The sequence below is a fragment of the Bacillus sp. HU-1818 genome (genome assembly GCF_022695965.1).
Lineage (GTDB): Bacteria > Bacillota > Bacilli > Bacillales > Bacillaceae > Bacillus > Bacillus atrophaeus.
On sequence record NZ_JAAPBE010000001.1, the window covers coordinates 758,246 to 781,448 of the forward strand.

General features: G+C 43.0%; 24 protein-coding genes and 1 other annotated feature. Of the genes, 8 read left to right on the top strand and 16 right to left on the bottom strand.

Annotated elements, in window-relative coordinates; genetic code table 11:
* Positions 1–40 precede the first annotated feature (40 nt).
* Entirely contained in the window at positions 41–775 is a 735-nt protein-coding gene (gene prpE, locus GXP75_RS03735; RefSeq protein ID WP_242556160.1) for a bis(5'-nucleosyl)-tetraphosphatase PrpE, read from the top strand.
* Positions 776–857: 82 nt separating this feature from the next.
* Here the strand turns inward: prpE and GXP75_RS03740 are convergent, their stop codons facing one another.
* The 4 genes from GXP75_RS03740 to GXP75_RS03755 are packed head-to-tail and all read right to left on the bottom strand — an operon-like array spanning position 858 to position 3,624.
* Positions 858–1,754 (bottom strand): RluA family pseudouridine synthase, encoded by an 897-nt coding sequence (locus tag GXP75_RS03740; protein ID WP_242556161.1) that lies wholly within the window; start codon positions 1,752–1,754, stop codon positions 858–860.
* A gap of 14 nt (positions 1,755–1,768) precedes the next feature.
* The gene (locus GXP75_RS03745) at positions 1,769–2,569 is read right to left on the bottom strand and encodes an NAD kinase (protein WP_010788251.1); all 801 of its coding nucleotides are present in this window, start codon (positions 2,567–2,569) and stop codon (positions 1,769–1,771) included.
* Positions 2,570–2,586: 17 nt separating this feature from the next.
* Complete coding sequence (gene yjbM, locus GXP75_RS03750) at positions 2,587–3,222, bottom strand: GTP diphosphokinase (protein ID WP_010788250.1); 636 nt, start codon at positions 3,220–3,222, stop codon at positions 2,587–2,589.
* A 33-nt stretch (positions 3,223–3,255) separates the two neighbouring features.
* Positions 3,256–3,624: a UPF0738 family protein gene (locus tag GXP75_RS03755; RefSeq protein ID WP_106045261.1), complete on the bottom strand. Its 369-nt coding sequence runs from the start codon at positions 3,622–3,624 to the stop codon at positions 3,256–3,258.
* Between the two features lie 124 nt (positions 3,625–3,748).
* Here GXP75_RS03755 and GXP75_RS03760 point away from each other — a divergent pair, with 124 nt between their 5' ends.
* The 5 genes from GXP75_RS03760 to GXP75_RS03780 all read left to right on the top strand — a co-directional run bounded on the left by GXP75_RS03760 (position 3,749) and on the right by GXP75_RS03780 (position 7,091).
* Positions 3,749–4,321 (top strand): CYTH domain-containing protein, encoded by a 573-nt coding sequence (locus tag GXP75_RS03760; RefSeq protein WP_242556162.1) that lies wholly within the window; start codon positions 3,749–3,751, stop codon positions 4,319–4,321.
* A 14-nt stretch (positions 4,322–4,335) separates the two neighbouring features.
* Positions 4,336–5,046 (top strand): lytic transglycosylase domain-containing protein, encoded by a 711-nt coding sequence (locus GXP75_RS03765; protein ID WP_313897113.1) that lies wholly within the window; start codon positions 4,336–4,338, stop codon positions 5,044–5,046.
* A gap of 267 nt (positions 5,047–5,313) precedes the next feature.
* Positions 5,314–5,712 (top strand): globin domain-containing protein, encoded by a 399-nt coding sequence (locus GXP75_RS03770; protein WP_061571231.1) that lies wholly within the window; start codon positions 5,314–5,316, stop codon positions 5,710–5,712.
* Complete coding sequence (gene spxH / locus GXP75_RS03775) at positions 5,709–6,611, top strand: protease adaptor protein SpxH (RefSeq protein ID WP_242556163.1); 903 nt, start codon at positions 5,709–5,711, stop codon at positions 6,609–6,611. The genes GXP75_RS03770 and spxH overlap by 4 nt, the downstream gene beginning before the upstream one ends.
* A 312-nt stretch (positions 6,612–6,923) precedes the next feature.
* The gene (locus GXP75_RS03780; RefSeq protein WP_003327573.1) at positions 6,924–7,091 is read left to right on the top strand and encodes a hypothetical protein; all 168 of its coding nucleotides are present in this window, start codon (positions 6,924–6,926) and stop codon (positions 7,089–7,091) included.
* Between the two features lie 35 nt (positions 7,092–7,126).
* On the opposite strand, the gene pepF is transcribed toward GXP75_RS03780, so the two are convergent.
* The 3 genes from pepF to mecA form a co-directional block, all read right to left on the bottom strand.
* Positions 7,127–8,956: an oligoendopeptidase F gene (pepF, locus tag GXP75_RS03785; protein WP_167375115.1), complete on the bottom strand. Its 1,830-nt coding sequence runs from the start codon at positions 8,954–8,956 to the stop codon at positions 7,127–7,129.
* A 228-nt stretch (positions 8,957–9,184) separates the two neighbouring features.
* Positions 9,185–10,348: a competence protein CoiA family protein gene (locus GXP75_RS03790; protein ID WP_277990653.1), complete on the bottom strand. Its 1,164-nt coding sequence runs from the start codon at positions 10,346–10,348 to the stop codon at positions 9,185–9,187.
* 159 nt (positions 10,349–10,507) lie between these two features.
* A complete protein-coding gene (gene mecA, locus GXP75_RS03795) occupies positions 10,508–11,164 on the bottom strand; it encodes an adaptor protein MecA (protein WP_010788243.1) in 657 nt (218 codons plus the stop codon).
* Between the two features lie 279 nt (positions 11,165–11,443).
* Between mecA and GXP75_RS03805 the strand changes: the two genes are divergently transcribed.
* The gene (locus GXP75_RS03805) at positions 11,444–12,106 is read left to right on the top strand and encodes a TerC family protein (protein ID WP_214918266.1); all 663 of its coding nucleotides are present in this window, start codon (positions 11,444–11,446) and stop codon (positions 12,104–12,106) included.
* Positions 12,107–12,141: 35 nt separating this feature from the next.
* On the opposite strand, the gene spx is transcribed toward GXP75_RS03805, so the two are convergent.
* From spx to GXP75_RS03845, 8 genes are all read right to left on the bottom strand, one after another.
* Positions 12,142–12,537: a transcriptional regulator Spx gene (gene spx, locus GXP75_RS03810; protein ID WP_003327578.1), complete on the bottom strand. Its 396-nt coding sequence runs from the start codon at positions 12,535–12,537 to the stop codon at positions 12,142–12,144.
* 180 nt (positions 12,538–12,717) lie between these two features.
* Positions 12,718–13,296, bottom strand: coding sequence for a GNAT family N-acetyltransferase (locus tag GXP75_RS03815; RefSeq protein WP_003327580.1), 579 nt, complete (start codon positions 13,294–13,296; stop codon positions 12,718–12,720).
* Positions 13,297–13,444: 148 nt separating this feature from the next.
* The gene (locus tag GXP75_RS03820; RefSeq protein ID WP_242556280.1) at positions 13,445–14,638 is read right to left on the bottom strand and encodes a putative glycoside hydrolase; all 1,194 of its coding nucleotides are present in this window, start codon (positions 14,636–14,638) and stop codon (positions 13,445–13,447) included.
* Between the two features lie 381 nt (positions 14,639–15,019).
* Complete coding sequence (gene oppF, locus GXP75_RS03825; RefSeq protein WP_242556164.1) at positions 15,020–15,937, bottom strand: oligopeptide ABC transporter ATP-binding protein OppF; 918 nt, start codon at positions 15,935–15,937, stop codon at positions 15,020–15,022.
* A 1-nt stretch (position 15,938) separates the two neighbouring features.
* Positions 15,939–17,015, bottom strand: coding sequence for an ABC transporter ATP-binding protein (locus GXP75_RS03830; RefSeq protein ID WP_087941865.1), 1,077 nt, complete (start codon positions 17,013–17,015; stop codon positions 15,939–15,941).
* A 4-nt stretch (positions 17,016–17,019) separates the two neighbouring features.
* Complete coding sequence (gene oppC / locus GXP75_RS03835) at positions 17,020–17,937, bottom strand: oligopeptide ABC transporter permease OppC (RefSeq protein ID WP_061571224.1); 918 nt, start codon at positions 17,935–17,937, stop codon at positions 17,020–17,022.
* Positions 17,938–17,940: 3 nt separating this feature from the next.
* Entirely contained in the window at positions 17,941–18,876 is a 936-nt protein-coding gene (gene oppB / locus GXP75_RS03840; protein ID WP_061571223.1) for an oligopeptide ABC transporter permease OppB, read from the bottom strand.
* Positions 18,877–18,984: 108 nt separating this feature from the next.
* Positions 18,985–20,619, bottom strand: coding sequence for a peptide ABC transporter substrate-binding protein (locus GXP75_RS03845; RefSeq protein ID WP_242556165.1), 1,635 nt, complete (start codon positions 20,617–20,619; stop codon positions 18,985–18,987).
* A 469-nt stretch (positions 20,620–21,088) separates the two neighbouring features.
* Positions 21,089–21,300, top strand: a binding site (T-box leader).
* A gap of 57 nt (positions 21,301–21,357) precedes the next feature.
* On the opposite strand from GXP75_RS03845, the gene trpS reads away from it, so the two are divergent.
* Positions 21,358–22,350 carry a tryptophan--tRNA ligase gene (gene trpS, locus GXP75_RS03850; RefSeq protein ID WP_061571221.1) on the top strand — a complete coding sequence of 331 codons (993 nt, stop codon included), beginning with the start codon at positions 21,358–21,360 and terminating at the stop codon, positions 22,348–22,350.
* Positions 22,351–22,394: 44 nt separating this feature from the next.
* Here the strand turns inward: trpS and GXP75_RS03855 are convergent, their stop codons facing one another.
* Complete coding sequence (locus GXP75_RS03855) at positions 22,395–23,147, bottom strand: YjbA family protein (protein WP_003327590.1); 753 nt, start codon at positions 23,145–23,147, stop codon at positions 22,395–22,397.
* Positions 23,148–23,203: the final 56 nt, after the last annotated feature.

The following is a 23,203-nucleotide window of genomic DNA, read 5'->3' on the forward strand; positions in this document are numbered from 1 at the left end:
GCTTCATAATAAATAAAATAACATGAGGAGGATCTAAAAAATGGCCTACGATGTAATCGGTGATATTCATGGATGTTATGATGAAATGATCGCATTGATCAAAAAACTCGGCTACACCATCCAAAATGGGATGCCTGTCCATTCTGACGGAAGAATGCTCGTATTCGCAGGGGATCTGACAGACAGAGGGCCAAAGTCAATCGAGGTTGTTCGATTTGTGGCAGGAGCGTATGAGAAAGGCGCAGTCCGTTATGTCCCGGGAAATCATTGCAATAAACTATACCGTTTTTTAAAAGGAAATCCCGTTAAAGTCATGCACGGACTTGAAACAACCGAGGCCGAGCTCAAGCAGCTTTCCGATGAGGACAGGACAGCGGTGAAGGAGCAATTTATCAGATTATATGAAAAGGCGCCGCTTTACGACATCTTACATAACGGAGATCTGGTTGTCGCCCATGCTGGCATAAAGGCTGACGATATCGGTAAACAATCAAAAAAAGTAAAGGGTTTTGTCCTGTATGGAGATGTAACGGGTGAAACGCTGCCGGACGGAAGACCCGTAAGAAGAGATTGGGCCGCAACATATAATGGCAAAGCGTGGGTGGTGTACGGCCATACTCCGGTAAAAAAACCGAGAATCGTCAATCGGACTATTAATATTGACACTGGCTGTGTATTCGGAAATCAGCTGACAGCTTTCCGTTTTCCTGAACATGAGACTGTCTCCGTTCAAAGCTCAATGCCGTATGATGAATCACGTTTTCGCGAACAGTAAAAAAAAGAGAAGCCAGAGCATTGAGAATGCTCTGGCTTCTTTGTCCTTGAAGGATGGCGCTGTACATTGAGAGATGCGTTTGTTAACGGCTCTCCTCTATTAATTGCTGCATATCTTGCGGAACTGGGGTATAAAAGACCATCGTTTCATCCGTCAGCGGGTGGATAAAGGACAGCCTCTCACTGTGGAGGGCCTGTCTGCTGATCTTCTGCCTTGTTCCCCCATACAGCGTGTCACCGCATAAAGGGTGGCCTAGATGGCTCATATGGACACGGATTTGATGGGTTCTTCCCGTTTCAAGCTGCAATGTCACCAATGTTAAGCCGTTTGTCTTTTCATTGACTTGAAAATGAGTAACAGCCCGCTGTCCGCCGGGTATGACCATTCGTTCTATAATGCTGTCCGGCTTTCTGCCGATCGGCGCGTCAACCGTACCTTCCGCTTGCTCCATGCTGCCGTGCACAACTGCGAGATATCGCCTTTTGACCAGGCCGTTTTTTTGCGCCGTTGACAAAATGGAATGTGCAAACCGATGCTTCGCAATCAGCATCACACCCGATGTGTCTCTGTCAAGCCGAGTGACAAGATGAACCGTAGCACGCACGCCGTTTTTCTTATAATGGCTGAGGATGCCGTTTGCGATGCTTCCGGAAGGGTGCTCTCTGGAAGGTATAGATGAAACATACGGCTGTTTGTTGATCACAAGCACATGGTCATCTTCAAACAACACATGCAGCGGAACCGGCTCTGGAAAAAGAGACTCGCTCACCTGTTCCTCGGGAAACTCGAACTCCAGTGTGTCTCCAAGCTTCAGTACATATTTTACTGTGACGTGCCCGCCGTTAATGAGAATATCTCCGCCTCCGAATTTAATATCCGTCAGCATGCGTTTTGAAATCCCCATCTTTCCGGCGTATTCTTTTACCGTCATGCCCTCATCAGCAGAACTGATCTCTTTCCGAATAAAAAAATTCTTCAATATATTTCCTCGCTTTACTCGCCTTTACCGATAAAGGAATCCTGCACCCTTTTCCAAAATGGAAACGGACGAAATCTTGCAAATCTTACTTTTTCAGAAGCTACTCGGCATTGGATGGATTTCACATCCTTATGAAGGAGCGTCAGATGGTCGATGGTGACTTGAAAATCAACTTCATTTCTCGGTTTGATCACACAAGTATGGTGATCGGGAAGAAGGAGCGGCGAGCCTACCGTACGGAAAACACGGTTATTAATAGATGCCATCTCCGCAAGCTGGATGGCTCTGATAGACGGATGGATGATCGCTCCGCCCAGCGCTTTATTATAAGCGGTACTTCCCGATGGCGTTGACAGGCAGAGGCCGTCTCCCCGGAAGGTTTCGAACAGCTGCCCTTTTATTTCCACGTCAGCCACAAGGCTGCCTTCAATACTCTTAATGGTGCATTCATTCAGCGCAAGATACTTCTCTTCCCGCTCGCCCTCATGATATCTGACAGTTACTTCGAGTATCGGGTATTCCACAATATGATAAGGTGTTTTCGCTATCGCAAGAACAAGCTTTTCAATCTCATGGGGAACCCAATCCGCATAAAATCCAAGATGCCCGGTATGGACACCGACAAAAGCCGTTTTGTCCAAACGTTCGCTGTATCTGTGGAAGGCATAAAGCAGTGTTCCGTCTCCGCCGACAGAAATCACGATTTCAGGCTCGTCTTCATCCAATTCCATATCAAAATCCAATAAATACGCCTGTATTTTGCTTTTCAGCGTGTCAGACACGCTGTCTCCTTTTGACGATACGGAAAATTTCACGTCTTCTTCCCCCTTTTCTATTGATGCTCACTGCCTTTTTTCTTTCTTGAGAAGGCTGCTTGAGCTTCTTGAATCTCACCTCTAATTTCAGACATCTCTTCATCAAGCCGGGATGCCGCTTCGGAAGCCCGCTGAAGCCTCAACTTTACTTTTTCAGGTATGTTCCCGCTGTATTTGTAATTTAATGAATGCTCAATTGTCGCCCAAAAGTTCATCGCAAGCGTCCGGACCTGAATTTCAACCAGAACATGTTTTTCACCGGCGGGCGTCTGCAAAGGGTATAAAACAACAAGGTGATAGGAGCGGTACCCGCTTTCTTTATGCTCTGCGATATAATCACGCTTATCCACGACAGTGAAATCTTTCCTTGCAAACAGCATGTCTTTCACCATTTGAATATCATCCACAAATTGGCACATAATTCTAAGGCCCGCAATATCCTGCATAGTCTCAATTTCATGTAATGGGATGCTTTTCCGTCTGGCTTTCTCCAGAATGCTTGCCACCGGCTTCACCCGGCCTGTCACAAACTCGATCGGCGAATGGTCATCCTCATATTCATAAAGTGTTCTGATTCCCTTCAGCTTCACTTTCAATTCCTCTACTGCCTGGCGGTACGGCACTAAAAACTGCTCCCATTGTTTGTCATCCATCTTACATCCCCCAATTCCGGACCCTAGTTTTTTCTAGAGGAATACACTTCTCACTTTTTCTTCCATTTCCTCACCGTAATTTGCATTATCTTTAATATTTTCTAAAAGGTATTCAAGTTCCTCATGCAGGCCTGACAGCTCAATCATTTGACTCCCCGCTTCAAAAAATACCGGTTTCCTGTCACTGTGGGCCTGTTTCAGTTCCGGCCAGACATTTTCCTTTATAATGACATATTCAAATGAATCAGCCAATTCAAGTATGTATACAAAAGCAAAGTGGTCAGAATCAACAAGCATTTGACCCGACGCTTTGCGCTCCGCTTCGTCTCCCTCTGCCTGACATGTAAAGCGAAGCTGATCATCCGTTAATGTTGCATTCATGATTTCAATTCTCTTTTGCATAATGCTCTCCTTTTTTCAACAAAGTACAGATTTATTTTATCATATCAAGATCAATATTGATAAACGTAACATCTAAAGAGATAATAGTAAAAATACGATTTACAGTGCGGAAAGGAAGAAAAGTATGGCCCAAGAAATTGAAATTGAATTTAAAAATCTGCTCACAAAAAACGAGTTTGAAAAATTGACACAAGCTTACCAGCTAGACAATGAGGATTTTGTCTTACAGGAGAACCACTATTTTGATACAAAAAGCTTTGCGCTAAAACATAAGGGTGCAGCCCTGAGAATCCGTAAAAAGAACGGCCGGTATGTGCTGACGTTAAAAGAACCGGCAGCCGTCGGACTTTTGGAAACCCATCAAGCGTTAACAGAAGTTCCGGAATTTGAGAAATTCATTGTTCCGGCCGGCCCTGTTCAGGACCAGCTCGTCCAGCTTGAGGTTGACTGCGGGGCGATCCGCTATTTTGGGTCTCTTACCACAAATCGGGCAGAAAAAGAATCCGAAAATGGCTTAATAGTTTTAGACCACAGCCGATATTTAAATAAAGAGGATTTTGAATTGGAATTCGAAGCAGCAGACTGGGATGAAGGCAAACTGGCTTTCGAAAAGCTTCTTCAGCAGTTCAGCATTCCTCAGCGTGAAACAAAAAATAAAATCTTCCGTTTTTATGAACAAAAACGAAAGTCATTATAAGGTGGAATGACAAAGTGAACGTAACGAATTGGGCGGCTCTGCTTCAGCTTCAGGCATTACAATCAATCGCCAGCACAAATACAGGGAGCACTCAAGCCTCAGGCAGCACGCTTTCAAACTTCAGCTCTTTGCTCAGCCAGTATACACAGAACATAAGCCCGCAGTCCGCGTCCTTGGCACCAAATCTGCGAACACAGGGAAACAGTTCTTATATGCTGTCGCCGGCAGTTCTTTCATCTAACGGGCTGGGGTCTTTATCAGGCAGCACGCCGAATATAGAAGAAAGCGCACCGGAAGCCGTAAGCAGCTCAGCGGCAAATACAGCCTCAATTTCCTCAACAAAAGGCGACTTTTCAATCGACAGCGCCATTAAAAAAGCGGCGGACAAACACGGTGTTGATGAAAACCTGATTCGAGCGGTGATACAGCAGGAATCAGGCTTCAACTCGAAAGCCGTAAGCGGCTCAGGCGCCATGGGACTCATGCAGCTGATGCCGTCAACCGCAAGCTCTCTCGGCGTGTCAAACGCGCTTGACCCTGCGCAAAATATAGAGGGCGGAACAAAATATTTGAAGCAAATGCTGTCCAAATATGACGGAAATGTTTCCATGGCTTTGGCAGCCTATAACGCCGGACCGGGAAATGTAGATAAATACGGCGGCATTCCTCCCTTTAAGGAAACTCAAAACTACGTAAAAAAAGTCACTGCAAACTATTACGCCTGAACCAGAGCGGCTATGAGCCCTCTGGTTTTTTTGCGGAGTGAAATCTTACACATTCATGAATTTTATGTGATATGATATGAAATACAAGCGCGGTACTGTGCGATTTTCCGGCACATCAGGCAAACCCTGAGCGCATAAAAGGCAGTTTGTTTGTAGAAATTAGGCCTTGTTGCTAAAATAAATGGTAGATGAAAATAATAAACACTACATGTACTTTCGCAATAGGAATTATGATTCCTATTAGCCATATTTAAAGGAGTAGTCAACATGGGACAATCGTTTAACGCACCTTATGAAGCGATTGGAGAAGAACTTCTATCGCAACTTGTTGATACTTTTTATGAGCGTGTCGCGTCTCATCCTTTGCTGAAGCCGATATTTCCGAGCGATTTGACGGAAACGGCCAGAAAACAAAAGCAATTTCTGACTCAGTATTTAGGCGGACCGCCTCTTTATACTGAAGAACACGGCCATCCGATGCTCAGAGCACGTCATCTTCCTTTTGCCATCACGCATGAGAGGGCGGATGCATGGCTCAGCTGTATGAGTGACGCAATGGACCATGTCGGTTTAGAAGGGGACATTCGTGAATTCCTGTTCGGGCGGCTGGAATTGACAGCAAGGCATATGGTGAATCAGACAGAAGCGGAGGAACGATCATTTTGACAAACTATCAACATGACCAATACTTCGCCCATTGCCACGGTCACCCAAAAAAACCGCTGGAAATTTACATGTTTGTTGATCCTTTATGTCCTGAATGCTGGTCCTTAGAGCCTGTCATAAAAAAGCTGAAAATCCGCTACGGCCGTTTTTTTACCCTGCGGATTATTGCCGCCGCAAGTATCACATCTTTAAACAAGCAAAAACGAAAAAAGCATCTTCTGGCGGAGGCTTGGGAAAAAATCGCAAACCGCTCCGGCATGTCGTGTGACGGGACTTTGTGGCTCGAACAAGAACAGCCGCTCTCTTCACCGTATCTTGCAGCTCTCGCTTTAAAAGCGGCAGAGCTTCAAGGACGAAAAGCCGGAATACAATTTCTCCGCAATATGCAGGAAAGCCTGTTTGTTGCAAAGCAAAATATTACGGAGGAAAAAACGCTGCTGAAGATCGCTGAGAAAACAAAGCTTGATCTTGAGGAGTTCAAAAAGGATCTTCACTCTCAAAGTGCGGTTAAAGCGCTCCAATGCGACATGAAGATTGCAGCTGAAATGGATGTTACCGTAAACCCGACTCTTACATTTTTTAATACTCAGCATGATGACGAAGGGCTTAAGGTGCCTGGAAATTATTCATATGAGGTGTATGAAGAGATTTTATTCGAAATGCTGGGCGACGAGCCAAAACCTTCAGAAACACCGCCGCTCGAATGCTTTATTGAATACTTTCGCTTTGTGGCCTCGAAGGAAATTGCACTTGTATATGATTTAACTCTTGAAGAGGTTGAAAGAGAAATGAAAAAACTGGCGTTTGCCAAGAAGGTTGCCAAGGTCGAAGCAAAGCACGGAATGTTTTGGCAGTCTCTTGCCGAAAGCTCCGATCAATTGCATTCATGTGAAAAATAGCCGCAGGCGTTTATAGCTTGGGGCTGTTTTTTCGGCCTGAATACGAACGTAAGTTCTGTTTAAAATTATAAAGAAACCGCGCCGGGATAAGCGCGGTTTCATATGTCTTAACGACAACAAAGGGGATGGGAGAAATTTTTCACGGTCAAACAAAGGGGTAATGTTTGTTTGTGATCAATTTCACATCCTTATCATATCAAAAGTTGTCGACTCTTGACAAGCCATACGATTAATGTTCATATTTTTGTCACAAAACATAACTTACCGAATATGTTCATATGCTTGTAATGAACAAGGACGAGGAGGAAAGTCATGCTTTACACAGTTATTTCTATTGTATTGATTGTCTTCTTTTTCTTTTTAAATTTATTAGCCATGATGCACATGCTGCCGATCTACATTACATCTCCCCTATTGTTTCTGTCCATCTTATTTGCCCTGTACCGTTTGAATCACCGCAAAACGTTTAAAGGATTTTAAAGAGCCTGTGCATTTGCTTGCACAGGCTCTCGCTTTTAAGAATGCTTCACTTTTAACAGCAATTCTTCCATTTCATCAAGTTTTTCCTCAAACATTTTGCATGCGGCCTCGATTGGTTCAGGCGATGTCATATCAACGCCCGCTTTTTTCAAAATATCAATCGGATACTCAGAGCTGCCCGCTTTCAGGAAGTCAACGTACCGGTCAACAGCAGGCTTTCCTTCCTTCAAAATCTGGCTGCTCAGCGCTTGGGCTGCACTATAGCCCGTTGCATATTGATACACATAGTAATTGTAATAAAAATGCGGGATTCTTGACCACTCCAGCCCGATTTCTTTATCAATCACCATATTATCGCCAAAATACTTTTTATTAAGATCATAATACATACTGCTCAGAAGTTCAGGAGTTAACGGTTCTCCTTCTTGCGCTTTCATATGGATTTGATGTTCAAATTCGGCGAACATCGTTTGTCTGAAGACCGTCCCTCTAAAGCCCTCAAGCATATGGTTAAGAAGATATAAGCGCTGCTTTTCATCCTTTAAATTGTTCAGCATATATTCTCCGAGAAGCGCTTCGTTGGTCGTTGACGCCACTTCAGCGACAAAGATGCTGTAATTGCCGTATTGGTATGGCTGATGCTTTCTCGTATAATAGCTGTGCACTGAATGGCCGAATTCATGAACGAGCGTAAACAGGTTGTTGACATTATCGTGCCAGTTCATCAAGATATACGGATTCGTGCCGTATGTGCCTGAAGAATAGGCGCCGCTGCGTTTTCCTTTATTTTCGTACACGTCCACCCATCGGTTTTCAAGTCCCTCTTTTAAAATAGACGCATACTCGTCACCTAAAGGAGCAAGCCCTTTGAGCATATACTCTTTCGCTTCGTCATATGTGACCTTCATACCCGCATCCTTCACAAGCGGCGTGTACAAATCATAGATATGAACTTCATCAAGCTCAAGCACTTTCTTTCTCAGCTCAATATAACGGTGTAACAGCGGCAGATGCTTATTAATGGTTTTAATAAGATTATCGTACACTTCCTCAGGAATGCTGTTGTTTGAAAGCGCGGCTTCCCGGGCGGATTTATACTTTTTCACCCTCGCATAGAAATTGTCCTTTTTCACTGTGCCGCTGAGGGTCGTCGCCATTGTGTTTTTATATTGGCCGTATGTTTTGTAAACAGCTTCAAAAGCGTTTTTGCGCACTTCACGGTTTTCGCTTTCCAGAAAGTTAATGAAATTGCCGTGAGTAATCTGCTTTTCTTGCCCATTTTCATCCTTGATGGATGGGAACGTAATATCTGCATTATTCAGTACACTGAAAGTATTTGAAGAAGAAGACAGCGCTTCAGAAGCTTCAGCCAACAATGCTTCCTCTTTTTCGCTTAATACGTGCGGGCGTTCTTTTGTAATTTCCTCAATCGCATGTGAGTAAAGCTTCAGCTCTTCTTTTTCAAGAAGGAATTGCTGCAGTTTTTCTTCTTGTATGGATAAGATTTCAGGAACCATGTACGCGGTTGCGCTTGCAGCTTGTGTATACAGATTGGCAGCCTTGTCATTCAGGCCTTGATAAAAGGAGTTCCCTGTATCCTGGTCAGAACGCATATGCGCATATGTGTACAGCTTGCCCAATCGTTCCATTACTTTGTCCTGATAAGTAAGGGCTTCGTATAAATTATCCGCAGAATGATCGAGCGTCCCTTTAAATTCAGAAAGGTTAGGAATTAACTCTTTCACAGCTTGAAATTCTTTATTCCAGGCCTCATCACTAGGAAAAATATCCTCTAGTTTCCACGTATCTTCCGCCTTTACTTCGCTTCTGTCAGGCAGTTGGTTTGCTTTTTTTTCCTCAGTCATGGTGATCCCCCTCGTTTTCTTTAATTCAAGCCAATTGAAAAAACGGCTGTTTCTCAACAAACTTGTATTGTGATTATCTTCCGGTTTTTCACTGCCATTTGTCAAATCATATGCGGTGAAGAAGACAACGCATGCCAAAAACACAGTAAAAAAGCGAAAAACACTCCGTCTCTTGCCTTTCACATCCAGCCACCACCTTTTCTTTAGGGTGAGCCAAATGAAACGATCTCATTCCCCAAAACAGGTTTGGTCGCGCTCCATAACACTCTCAAGCGTGCGGCAGTCATGAACTGGATATTTCACCATATATACTTCTTTCTCACCCTCTATTAAAAATTCCTTCCGGCACAGAAAATTGATGTACTGTTTCATCGCCTCACGTAAAAGCTGTTCGCTATATTCGTACCTTAAATGAATCCTTTTTTTTCGAATCTGCATCTTACAAAATAGAAAAACAGCAGAAAACCTGATGGGCATACGCTTTTCTGCGAGGTCGGTCATATACAGATAAAGATGGCCCTGCCATACGAAAACGGGACTTAAAAAAACGGCTCCAAGAGGAATGGGGGCAAATACTTCAGGCGGTAAAAATGGGAACGGCGTCTGGCGTTTTTCATAAAAAAGGAGCCGAAGATGATTCGCTTCTTTGGATAAAAAACGGGGAGGTTTATGCCGAAAACGGGTAATGGCGTTTTGCCAGGCAGCAGGCTGAAAGGAAGGTGCGGATGCTGAGAACCACATATCCTTCACATTTGCTTTTGTGAGCGGGATTGCTTCGAGTGAAGCGCAGGCATAGTTCGCATAGAACGGGATAATATGATGGAGCTTATAGAAAGAGCGTGCTTCCGGACAGTAAAACAACAGGAACTGCCGTGGATTCTCCTTCATGAATTGCCAATGAAAAGCAGATAGCTGGAAAAAGTGCCTTGACGTGCGTTTTAAACGATTTCCGCCGATGATCCAGAGCGGTTCAGCCCCTGCTTGCTTTAAGCCTTGCGTGCGTTTATATAAGAGGTCTGAAGCGAGGTTCGCGCATTGAAATTCAAAAGCCAGCAAGTCTCCATGTACTTTTGCCATAATATCAGGCCTTTGCTGTATGCTTTTTACATATGGCTCCAGTACAGGTGAGCATCCTTTCGCTTTCAGCCAAAAATAAAGCTGCTTTTTCCCTTTTAAATGGTAGGCGCTCTCCGATTCAAACTCTATGGTGCAAGCTTTATTCTGCTTATGGGCAAAATGTGGGGCCTTTAAAGAGCCGAGCTTGACATCGAGCTGTTCTCTGCAAACCGGACAAAAGAATTTCGTTTTTCTCAATTCCGACGCTTCTGTTGCAGCATATCTTTCTTTCATCAGGTAAACAGTCTTACCTTCTGATGTCACAGCACTAAACAATATCCATCTCTCCCTTCCAGATTCTTTATGAATTCTGTAAGAAGATGATGAATTCCTGTTGTCTTTTCTTTCTATAAAAACGTCATACTCCCATTTTCCACCCTCAAAATTGTGTTTTCATATAAGAAAAAAACCGATTTCCGTAATGAAATCGGTCTGCTATGATGCAAAGTGTTTTTTTATTGTATCCAGAACATCCTCTGAAATAATCAGCTTGCCGTATTCTTCGATGCGGTGTATGCTGATTGAGGATTCATATGTGTACTCTAACAGGATGCTTAGCTGATTTTCAACCTCTTCATCAGACATTTCTTGAAAATCTACATATAAATAATACCGGTTTTCAAACGAATAAAGCGTCGTTTTGCTTCCGTTTACGTTCAAATTTGAAAGAGAAATCAAGTCCTCAAAATCATCAAACCGCAAGACGAATTGAAGCTTTTGCTCCTTCTCTTCCTGATTGTCGGCTTGCTCTTCTTTTTGAAAATCATCCAGCAAGGCATCGAGATTCTCATCTGCTTGTTCTTGCTTTTTATCTTCAGGTATCGGCAGTTCGAGCTTTTGTCCGTCTTTAGAAAGCTGGGCTTTTGTAACGATAATCTCCAAGCCTTTATCGAGTGCCTGAACTTGAATCCAAAGAGGACCTTCTACAGCGAATTCTTCTTCCTCATGAACTTCATCCATGACTTCCCAGAACAGTTCTTCACTGCGCTCACGGTTATACCAAATCTCTTCTCTGTCGAAACCGCGGTCTTCAATATCTCCATATGACATATAAAACTTTACAGTATGTTCGTTTATTCTTTCTATTTCCATTTTGCCAACCTTCCCTTCTATATAAGATGTTGAAGGGACATCTAAGCTCCCGATTAATTGTACTTTACTACACTTTACCCATTCCGTCCACATCTTAACCTTGTCCCCAAGACAGTGTGAAATTCTTTATATTTCTATTTTATGATAAAACAGTCACAAAAGAAATAAAAATGCATTATCGGCTGAAAAACGGCTTGTCTTCTGCCCGCTATCATAAAAAATAACCCGCTTCATATATTAGTTGTACAAGCGATGAAACAAAAAGCGAGGTGCCTGTACATGGAGCATGATTATCTGTTTTCGCTGCTGCTCATCATCGGGATAGATCTGATCCTCGGCGGAGATAACGCTGTTGTGATTGCGATGGCTTGCAGGAACTTACCGGAAAAACAAAGACAAAAAGCGATTATTTTCGGAACCTTTATTGCAGTGGCCATGCGAGTCGGGCTTACGAGTGCAGCGGTGTATCTGCTGAAAGTTCCTTTTCTGCAATGTGCCGGCGGAGTGTTTCTTTTATATCTCGGTTACCAGCTGCTTATTGAAAAGAAAGACACCCAGCACGTAAAAAGCAGCACCTCCTTATGGAAGGCCATTCGGACGATTGTCCTCGCCGATCTCTTTATGTCGCTTGACAATGTTATAGCAGTGGCCGGGGCATCACACGGCGACATTTTTCTCGTGATGGTCGGTTTATTTGTATCAGTTCCGATTATTATTTGGGGCAGCAAGCTGATTCACATTGCGCTGAATAGAGTGCCGCTTTTGATTTATGCAGGAAGCGGGCTGCTGGCATATACAGGAGGAGAAATGATTGTCAGAGATCAAAAGCTGTCTTATTTTATGGCGCAGCATAGTCTTGTTGAAACGCTGCTTCCTGTTCTGACAGTTGTGTTTGTTATCCTTGCCAGCATTTATTATGAACAGATAGCTGACAAAAAATAAAGAAGGCTGATAAAACATCAGCCTTCTTTTATATATTAATTAGCTAAACGCTGTGCTTCTCTTAACTGGAATGAGCGGACTTTTCTTGGTAAGAAACGTCTGATCTCATCTTCATTGTAGCCGACCTGCAAACGTTTTTCATCGATGATAATCGGGCGTCGAAGCAGTCCCGGATGTTCATTAATCAATGTGTATAAATCTTGAAGCGGCATTGATTCAACATTTACGTTAAGCTTTTGGAATACTTTTGAACGGGTGGAAATGATTTCGTCCGTCCCGTCTTCCGTCATGCGTAAAATTTGTTTTATTTCATCAATTGATAAAGGTTCAGAGAAAATGTTTCTTTCTTCAAATGGAATCTCGTGCTCTTCCAGCCACGCTCTTGCTTTTCTGCATGAAGTACAGCTTGGTGATGTGTATAATGTAACCATTTAATCTTCACTCCTCTAATTAGTAGGATGAACATGTTTTTTATTCTTAAATTGAAATAACTCTAAAAAAGGAATCTTTATAGGTATTATACTATAAAAAAGTAAGTGTGAATAGTCTCCTAAGAAAAAAATGTGTCAATCCGGCAAATTTTCACGATCAAACGATCTTTATATTCTCAATTAGCTTAGCTGATCGAAAATGTTTTTTTGTTTTTTATCATCAATGACCTTTAGGACCTCATCCGTTTTTTCGTATGAATCTCCGTACCATTGTTCATCTTTATAGATATGAATTTTTTCATATGTCTGCTTCATCGCTTCTAGCATTTCTTCTTCAGATTCTGTTTTTGGTGACCAGTACAAAATCTCCATTTTGTTCACTTCATTCGTAGCCAATGAACGGCGCTGGTACCCAATTGACTGAGCATGTTTAAAATGCTCTCTTTGGTAAAATTTCAGGCGCTTCTCTGTATCTGCATCATCTTCATCCACAGGCTCAACCTCAAGCAATATCGGTTTGTTCTTCTTTTTCAGTTCACCGATCAATTTGCCTCCGAGTCCCTGCCCTCTTGCGTCCTTCGATATATACAGATAATCAATAAAGATAAAAGAATCAAACTCCGCATACATTAATACATGATGTTTGCCTTCTTCTTTATGGTAAATATCGCTTCGTTCTTTTAACAAAGCTTCCATATGCGCTTTGGATTTCATTTCTTCAATTGGAAAGTATTCATTTAACTTTTGGTACCAGTTCATTGATCTGCTCCTTATGAGTTCGTTATCTTCACACTCTTAGATATACCCCATTTCTTTTTGTTTAAACAGCCTTACATTTATTAAGACGTACGAGCCTGAAACTTGGTTTCATTTTTTTCAGACAAAAAAACGGAGCCTCTGCTCCGTTTTAATCAAGCGGCGTGTAATCCACACCTTTTGTATAATGGTTTGCCGCGTCCCAAAGCAAAAACTCATCAATTCCCGCTTCGTTCAACGCCTTAATTTGATCTTCAATCTGCTGTTTTCCGTAGTGCTGATAATTGCCGCTTCCAAGATAAGAGGCTGTGAAATCTTGAAGCCACGGCCTCGATGAAGGCGGATTTTTCAGTTTTCCGAGTTTGCTATTTTCTACTTTAGCGTATTCCTTTATGACTTTGTATGGTTCAAGGTCTGGCTTATCAATTCCGAAATAGCTTGTCCAGTGACTCGGATAAATCATGGAAGAAATAACATCAACATTTTCGGAAATTTTGCTGAAATTCTGTCCGATGCCGGGCGCTTCAGGCAGCGTGGCGGAATATCCAAAAATATCGGCGGATACATCAACGCCGTACGGCTTCAGTTTATCTTTCGCATAACTGACAAAATCGGTGACCGCGTGTACACGTTTTTGGACATTATCATCAGCGCTTTTTCCATACTCTCCATGATCGTAAGTCAGTTCATCATCCCGTTTTTCAAAACCTTCAGGAAAGCGTACGTAGTCAAACTGAACTTCTTTAAATCCCATTTTGGCTGCTTCTTTTGCTAAGTTCACGTTGTAATTCCAAACTTCTTTCATAAATGGATTGACAAACGATTCCCCGCGCCCGTTTTTCCAGACACTTCCGTCCTTTTCTTTGAAGGACCATTCAGGCTTTTTATTTGCAAGAACCGTGTCTTTAAATACGACAATTCTAGCTATCGGATAGATATGTTTCTCTTCCATTTTTTTAAGCATCGCTTTTGGGTCTTTGATGTATTTCTTACTGATATCGTAATATGGAGAATTTTTATCAGGCTGGTAAGTGAGATTTCCGTTATCATCTTTTACGTCAATGACCATAGTGTTCAATTCTGTTTTCTCAACAAAATCAGTCAGAGAATCAAATCTGCTGCCTCCCGCTGAATGTCCCGTCACGTAAATTCCTCTCACCGCATCAGGATATGTAAAATGAAAGCCCGAATCATACGCGAATCTGGACATCCCTTTAGGCAGTTCTTTCTTTTCGAGAGCCACTTTTAATAAAGGCTGCGGTTCTTTCTGCGGTTCTTTCTGCGCCGCTTCCGCCGGATAGGCCGCAAAACTGAGAAGCAAGCCTGCTATGATTGAATACTTCATAAAACACACAATTATCCCCTCCTGGCTTCCATTATAGGAAAATGAGGGGTCACTTGGTAAGTTTCAATGTGCGCGGTTTGATGCTGATAATGAGAAAGCCTCGGCTTTAGCTATTGCAATGACGAAAGTAATCAAATACAAAACAGCCGCCGCCCTGAAAGCAAAACGTGCATTTGTTCCTTCTGCCATCTGTAATCGGATACGCCACAGCACTCTAAGGAGTAAACAGCGCGTTTTTCACCGACCTGATGGCCGACCGGCTTTTTAGATACCGGCTGCCTCCCGTCCATTTTCTTCTATTATAATAAACACCATTAATACCACGAACATTTCATAAAAAAACCTTCAAGATGCCTGACTCTTGAAGGTTTTGGTACGTGCTTATTTGTATGATTGAAATTCCGCTTCCGTACACATAACAAAATGCCCTGGTGAAGCTTCACGGAACTCCATCTTTTCCCCGTCCTTTAATTGATGGACGGACGGATCATACTTGTGGCGGATACGGTTTCTTTCGTAATCCGGATCGGGAAGCGGAATTGCAGAAAGCAATGATTTTGTATATGGATGAAGCGGGTTTTCATAGAGTTCGTCAGCCGGAGCCAATTCCACCAGCTTTCCGAAATACATGACACCGATTCGATCACTGATATATTTGACCATGGATAAATCATGGGCAATAAACAGATAAGTGAGTCCTTTCTTCTTTTGCAATTCCTTCATTAAGTTGACAACCTGTGCCTGAATGGAAACATCCAGTGCAGAAATCGGTTCGTCCGCAATAATAAAATCAGGATCAACGGCCAACGCTCTGGCAATCCCGATACGCTGGCGCTGCCCTCCTGAAAATTCATGGGGGTAACGATTGGCGTGTTCCTTGTTCAGGCCGACAGTTTCAAGCAGCTCTTGGACACGCTGCATGCGTTGTTTTTTCGTCTTTGTCAGCTTATGAATGTCAAGGCCCTCCGCAATGATATCGGCAACAGTCATTCTCGGATTCAGAGAGGCGTATGGATCTTGGAAAATCATTTGCATTTTCCGGTTGAATTCGAGCAGCTTTTTACGGGATTTTTTCCCGTGGACATTTTCACCGTTGAACAGAACCTCTCCGTCCGTTGCATCGTACAGTCGAATGATGCTTCTGCCTGTTGTGGATTTTCCGCACCCGGATTCGCCGACAAGCCCAAGCGTCTCTCCTTTGTAGATATCAAATGAAAGATCATCTACAGCTTTTACCGTTCCTTTAGATGTGAAAAAATGCTGTTTTAAATGTTTAATTTCAAGTAATTTCTCAGTCACTTCATTCACCTTCTTCCATTAGGACAGGGATTTCATACGTATGTTGCAGCTGGCGCATTTTTGCTTTGACCGCTTCCGGAGGCTCAACCTTCGGCGCATCGGGATGGAGCAGCCACGATTTCACATAATGCGTATCGGAAATTTTGTACATCGGCGGCTCCTGTTCAAAGTCAATTTTCATCGCATACGAGCTGCGAAGCGCAAACGCATCTCCTTTTGGAGGATTTGTCAGATCAGGCGGTGTTCCCGGAATAGCCGTCAACTGTTCATCACCCGTGCTTTCAAGGCTTGGCATGGACGCCAGCAGTCCCCATGTATACGGGTGTCTCGGATTGTAAAAGATTTCGTCAACGGTGCCTGTTTCAACAATCTGGCCGGCGTACATCACGGCCACACGGTCCGCCACATTGGCTACAACACCAAGGTCATGCGTGATAAAGATAATGGATGTGTCAATTTTCTTCTGCAGATCTTTCATCAATTCCAAAATCTGAGCTTGTATCGTCACATCGAGTGCGGTTGTCGGTTCATCGGCTATTAACAGCTTCGGGTTTGCCGCAAGCGCCATGGCAATGACCACACGCTGCCTCATCCCGCCTGAGAATTCATGAGGAAACTGATTGACCCGTTTTTCCGGCATCGGAATCCCGACAAGATCAAGTAATTCAACAGCACGTTTAGCTGCGGCGTCTTTAGAGATTTTCTCATGTTTAAAGAGTACTTCTGTAATTTGTTTGCCGACTTTCATCGTCGGGTTTAAAGACGTCATCGGATCTTGAAATATCATGCCGATTTCTTTGCCTCGGATTGACTGCATGTCTTTTTCTGACATAGGCACCAGATCCCTGCCGTCAAATAAAATCTGGCCGCGCTTGAAGTAACCCGGCGGCATCGGAATCAACTTCATAATCGCTTGGGAAGTCACACTCTTTCCGGAGCCTGACTCTCCCACGATCGCCAATGTTTCTCCTTTATTCAGATGAAAATTCACCCCGCGGATCGCCTGAACCTCTCCGCCGTATGTTTTAAATGAAATTGCTAAGTCTTTTACTTCTAATAGGCGTGTCACCCGTATCACTCCCTTATTTACGTAACTTAGGATCCAGCGCGTCTCTTAATCCGTCGCCGACCACGTTAAAGCCAAACATCGTGATGCAAATAAAACCGGCAGGGAAAAACAAACGCCAAGGATAGTAGGTCAATGCAGGCAATCCGTCAGAAGCCATCGTTCCCCAGCTTGCAAGCGGGGCAGGAACTCCCAGTCCCAAATAACTTAGAAATGCTTCTGTAAAGATCGCAGACGGAACAGTTAATGTCATTGTGACCAAAATCGGTCCCATCGCGTTAGGCACGATATGTTTAAACAGCAAACGTGACGTTTTTGCTCCTAAAGTTTGTGAAGCCAGCACATATTCCTGGTTCTTCAGCTGAAGGACTTGTCCGCGGACAATTCTTGCCATATTGATCCACCCGGTAATCGTCATCGCGATAATAATCGTCATTAAGCCCTTTGGCAGCACGACCATTAACAAAATAACCATTAGTAATGAAGGAACAGCCCATAAAATATCTGCAATACGCATCATAATCTCGTCAGTGCGTCCTCCGCGGAAACCTGAAATGCTTCCCCAAATGACGCCGATCAATAAGTCAAGAACGGCTGCGGCTACACCGATGAAGATAGAAATCCGCGCGCCGATCCATGTCCTGACAAATATATCCCTTCCCAGGTCATCTGTTCCGAACCAATGATCTTTTGACGGCGGCTTGTCAGCATTTAATAGATTGGTAGTGGAATAATCATATTTTGAGAACAAAGGCGCAAAAATAGCCATAAGAACGATAAGAATGATAATTACAAGTCCGACCATCGCAAGCTTGTTGCTGCGAAAGCGCAGCATCGCATCTTTCCAAAGGGAAAGGCTCTTTTTAGATATTTTCTCAGCATCTCTGGCATCCGCTGCTGCTGGTTTAAACATGTCTTTTGGAATATTCTGCATGGCCTAGGCTCCTTTCTTTGCTTTGGAAAGCTTGATTCTTGGATCAATGATTCCGTATAGCACGTCTACAATAAGTACACATAAAAGCAGAATGACACTGAAGAAAACCGTTACGCCCATGATTACAGTGTAATCCCGATTGGAAATACTGTTTACAAAGTGGGCGCCCAATCCGGGTATACCGAAAATCGTTTCAATGATAAAGCTTCCTGTTAAAACTTGCGCAGCCATCGGGCCCACATATGTAACGACCGGCAAAAGTGCGTTTCTCAGCGCGTGCCTTACCGTTACAATCAGTCTTGATAAGCCTTTCGCTTTCGCTGTCCGTATATAATCACTGTTTAACACTTCTATCATACTTGAACGGGAAAGTCTTGCGATAAATGCCATCGGCATCGAAGCGAGCGCGATTGAAGGCAAAAAGGTGTATGCCCAGGAATCCCATCCTGCGACAGGAAAAATCCCCAGTTTCATAGAGAATATGTATTGTAAGACAGTCGCCATGATAAAACTCGGAACTGAAATACCGAAAATCGTTAAAATCGCAACTGTATAATCCTGCCACTTATTGTGATAAAGGGCCGCAATAACCCCAAACAATACACCAAACGCTAAAGCGAGGAGAATGGCTTCTGCTCCAAGAGTAAATGAAACGGGGAAACCTGAACTAATCAAATCATTAACGCTTTGGCCTTTATATTTAAAAGATGGTCCGAAATCCCATACCGCTACTGATTTTAAGTAGCTGACATATTGGACAAAAAGCGGCTTGTCCAAGCCGTAATGCGAATTTAAGTTAGCTTCAATTTCAGGCGGAAGTTTTCTTTCACCCGCAAATGGCCCGCCCGGTGCTGCCTGCATTAAGAAGAATGTTACGGTTACAATCACAAATAACGTGATAATCATATAAACTAAACGTCTTCCGATATACTTTAGCAAAGGGATACACCTCCATGTTTTTTGCATTTTTATACTCCATCAGTAAGAAAGGTATACGGGGAACCCTTCCCCATATACCTTAAAATCTTTTGTTTTCAGATGAAGAACCTATTTAAAATAAGCATTTCTAAAATAAATCTCACCAGTACCAGTCAGGATTGCGCCTTTTAGGTTTTCGTCCTGCACCCATGGAACGGTATAGAAATAGATCGGGGCAACAGGCATTTCATCCATAAAAATGCCCTCTGCTTTTTTAAGCAGTTTCGCACGCTTCGTTTCGTCTGTTTCCGTTTGAGAATCATTCAGAAGCTTTTTGTATTCAGCATTTTCCCAGCCTGTATCATTGTTGCCGCCTTCTTTATCTTTGAACAACTCAAGGAAGGTGATCGGGTCATTATAATCGGCAAGCCAGCCCAGACGGCCGATTTGATAGTCTTGGCTGTGAAGCTTGTCGATGTAAACATTCCATTCGGAATTATCAAGCTCTACATTGACGCCAAGGTTCTTTTTCCACATTTCCTGGACGGCTTGAGCAATTTTCGCGTGGGCGTCATCCGTGTTGTAGGATACTTTAATCGTCGGCAGTTCAGATGCTTTGCTCAGGCCCATTTCTTTGAGCCCTTTTTCCAAATATTCTTTTGCCGTTTTAACGTCGTTATCTTTGAAGTAGCCTTTGTTATCTTCAAATCCCTTCATTGTCGGCGGAACGGCAGACGTAGCCGGGATTTGCTCTCCTTGCGTCACATTTTCAACAATAGATTGACGGTTAATTGAATAACTTAACGCTTTACGGATGTTCACATTATTTAATGGCTTAGCTTCAGTGTTAAATTTGTACCAGTACACTCCCGCAATCGGCTCTACATGAAGAGAACCGTCTTTTTTCAAGCTTGGAAGTGATTCTGTCGGAAGCTGCCCAAGCGGCATACCCGCCCAATCCAGCTCTCCCGCTTGGAATTTCTTCAGCTCAGTGTTGGTGTTATTAATCATGGTCATGTTGATATTTTTCAGCTTGACTTTGTCTTTATCCCAATACTGGTCGTTCTTTTCAAGTTTGATAGTTCCGCTGTGTTTCCATGACGCTAATTTGAATGGCCCGTTTGAGACATAATCGTCACCGGCATTCGTGTTCCATTTTTTATTTTTCTCTGCAATTTTTTTATTAATCGGCATATAAGTATAGAACGCGGTTAACTGAGTGAAATAAGGTGTCGGGTTATTCAATTCAACCTTTAATGTTTTGTCGTTTTCCGCTTTTACACCAACATCGTCAAGGCTGCCTTTGCCTGTGTTTGCAGCTTCAGCGCCTTTGATGTAATAAAGTTCGTAAGCATATTGTGACTCGTTCGCCGGGTCAAGCGCCCATTTCCAGGCATACTCGAAATCTTCGGCAGTTACCGGATCTCCGTTTGACCATTTCGCGCCGTCACGAATCGTAAAGGTATATGTTTTTCCATCGTCACTTTTTTCAATCTTTGAAGCTGCTCCTTCTTCAGGTTCCCCGTCTGAATTGATACGAGTCAATCCTTCAAAAGTCTGGCGAATGACTCCGCCGGACACTGAATCATTAGCCAATCCAGGATGCAGTGAAAAAGGCTCAGTTTTAATATTTATATTCAGTGTTGTTTTCCCTTTACTGTCTTTACCATCACCACTGCTGTTAGATCCGCCGCCAAAGCCGCATGCGCTTAAGACGAGAGTGAAAATAAGCAGCAAACTTACAATCGACCAACGCTTCTTCAATGAAGTAGCCCCCCTAAAATAATTTTTCAGCTCCTTACGGCTAAATCCTCAGAAATATCAGACAAATGAACCTATGTTTTCGTAACATTTACTCAGTTCCGTCTATTCTGATTATTCTTTGTAAAAAAGCTGTAACAAAGAAGTGAACAAGTTCATTATAATGAAACAAATAATTTATTGCAATATTATTTTTTCAATTTAAAATATTTAAACTTCGTCAGTTTTTCTCTCAAAAACGAGATATACTTCGATGTTTTAAAGCGGAAATTGACTAAATTTTTTTGAGATTTTCCAGTTCGTAATGCTTTTTACATATAATAATAAGCGGAAAATCATTGATATTCTTTATCATTTAGAGGCCTGAAGACATGTGTTATTCGATGGGCAGCTACAAATGAATTGGTAAAAATGGTGTTTTTACTTGATGACATTTGGTTATAATTGATTTATAATGAAGCAATCAAATGTAAACTTTGCTATGAAAAAGAGTAGTACACATTCACCCCGTTTACAGAGAGTCTGCGGTGCTGGGAGCAGATAACGGGCAATGTGGAATGGACTTTGGAGCAGCTGACCGAACTTGAAGTAGGCTCAGACGGAGCAGTCTCCGTTACCAACGTCTGGAGTGATTCCATTTTAATGGAATAATCAGGGTGGCACCACGGTTCATTCGTCCCTTTTTTATAGGGGGAGAATGGGCCTTTTTTATTATGCAGTAGAAATGAGGATGATGTTCAAATGAAAAAAACGATTTTTTCCGGCATTCAGCCGAGCGGCTCAGTAACACTCGGCAACTATATTGGAGCGATGAAGCAATTTGTCGACTTGCAGCACGACTATAACGGTTACTTCTGTATCGTTGACCAGCATGCGATTACGGTTCCCCAGGACCGTCTTGAATTGCGGAAGAATATACGTAATCTTGCGGCGCTGTATTTGGCAGTTGGGCTTGATCCTGAAAAAGCAACACTGTTTATACAATCAGAGGTACCGGCCCATGCTCAGGCCGGATGGATGCTGCAATGTGTCGCTTATATCGGTGAGCTTGAACGCATGACGCAATTTAAGGACAAGTCTAAAGGCAAGGAAGCCGTTGTTTCCGGACTGTTAACATACCCGCCGTTAATGGCCGGTGATATTTTGCTGTACGGCACAGATCTTGTTCCTGTCGGCGAGGATCAAAAGCAGCACCTTGAACTGACGCGAAATCTTGCCGAACGCTTCAACAAAAAATATAACGATATTTTCACGATTCCTGAGGTTAAGATTCCGAAGGTCGGGGCGCGCATTATGTCTCTGGCTGATCCCCTCAAAAAAATGAGCAAATCAGATCCAAACCAAAAAGCGTTTATCACACTGCTTGATGACCCAAAGCAGCTTGAAAAGAAAATCAAAAGCGCTGTGACGGACTCTGAAGGTATTGTGAAATTTGATAAAGAAAACAAGCCCGGTGTTTCAAACCTTCTTACGATTTATTCAATCCTTGGCAACACTACAGTTGAAGAGCTTGAAGCGAAATATGAAGGCAAAGGCTACGGCGAGTTTAAAAGCGATGTAGCCGAGGTTGTAGTCGGTGCGCTAAAACCGATCCAAGACCGCTATTACGAATTAATCGAAACAGATGAATTAGACCGAATTCTTGATGAAGGCGCTGAACGTGCTAACAAAACAGCCGGCAAAATGCTGAAAAAAATGGAGAACGCAATGGGTCTCGGACGGAAAAGACGCTAATCGAAAAAACCGCTCTTTGCTTCAAAGCAAAAAGCGGTTTTTATTTAATTCACTTTCGATTCATTTTCCATTTCCCATAACTTTTCGAAAAACGGCTGTCCTTTTATCAGGTTTTCGCAGAACGAGAGATGCTTGTCCGACCAGCCTTCGATTGTCTCGTTGTAAAGCATGTTCCATATCTCTTCAAAGCTCATCCTCTTGATCTGCCCGTACATATGCGGATTCCATTCAGTGTACCAATAAGCGATCTCGGCTCTGTTATTGAGCCCTTTGAGCTGATCAAGCGCCATAAACATGAGCTGTTTAATTTGGCGTTCTTTCCTCGTCAGCCCTCTGACATGCTCCGGCGCCAAGGACAAAATGTGGTATTCCTTAGAAGATTCCAGTTTGTTCGGTTCAAATGCATAGGTTTCAGGTTCTACATCCTTAATCATTTCATATACAAGCTGTTCCTGTCTCGGAATCAGGCGGCTTTTTCTGACCGGGATGGTATAGCCGATTGTATCAACAGCCAAAATGCCGATTCCGTCTGTCACCACAAAGCAATACTCAAGCTTCGTCCGCTCATGGTTTTTTCTGATATACGATTTTTGATGGACACCATCGAGCAATTCTTTCGGAAGCTCTGATAGATCATTTTCTATGTAATGATACAACACCGACGGGACTCTCAAAAGAGGCACCTGATCCAAAAGCTCTACCGTATCCTCCTTGCGCCATTCGTGAAAGTGGCATACATTGTAGCCATTCTCTTCCCCTTCAAACCAATTCACCCACACATCATGAAGAAATAACATCTCTGACCCCTCACTTTATAAAAACTGTTGTCCACAGTATAGGCAAGGGAGAGAGA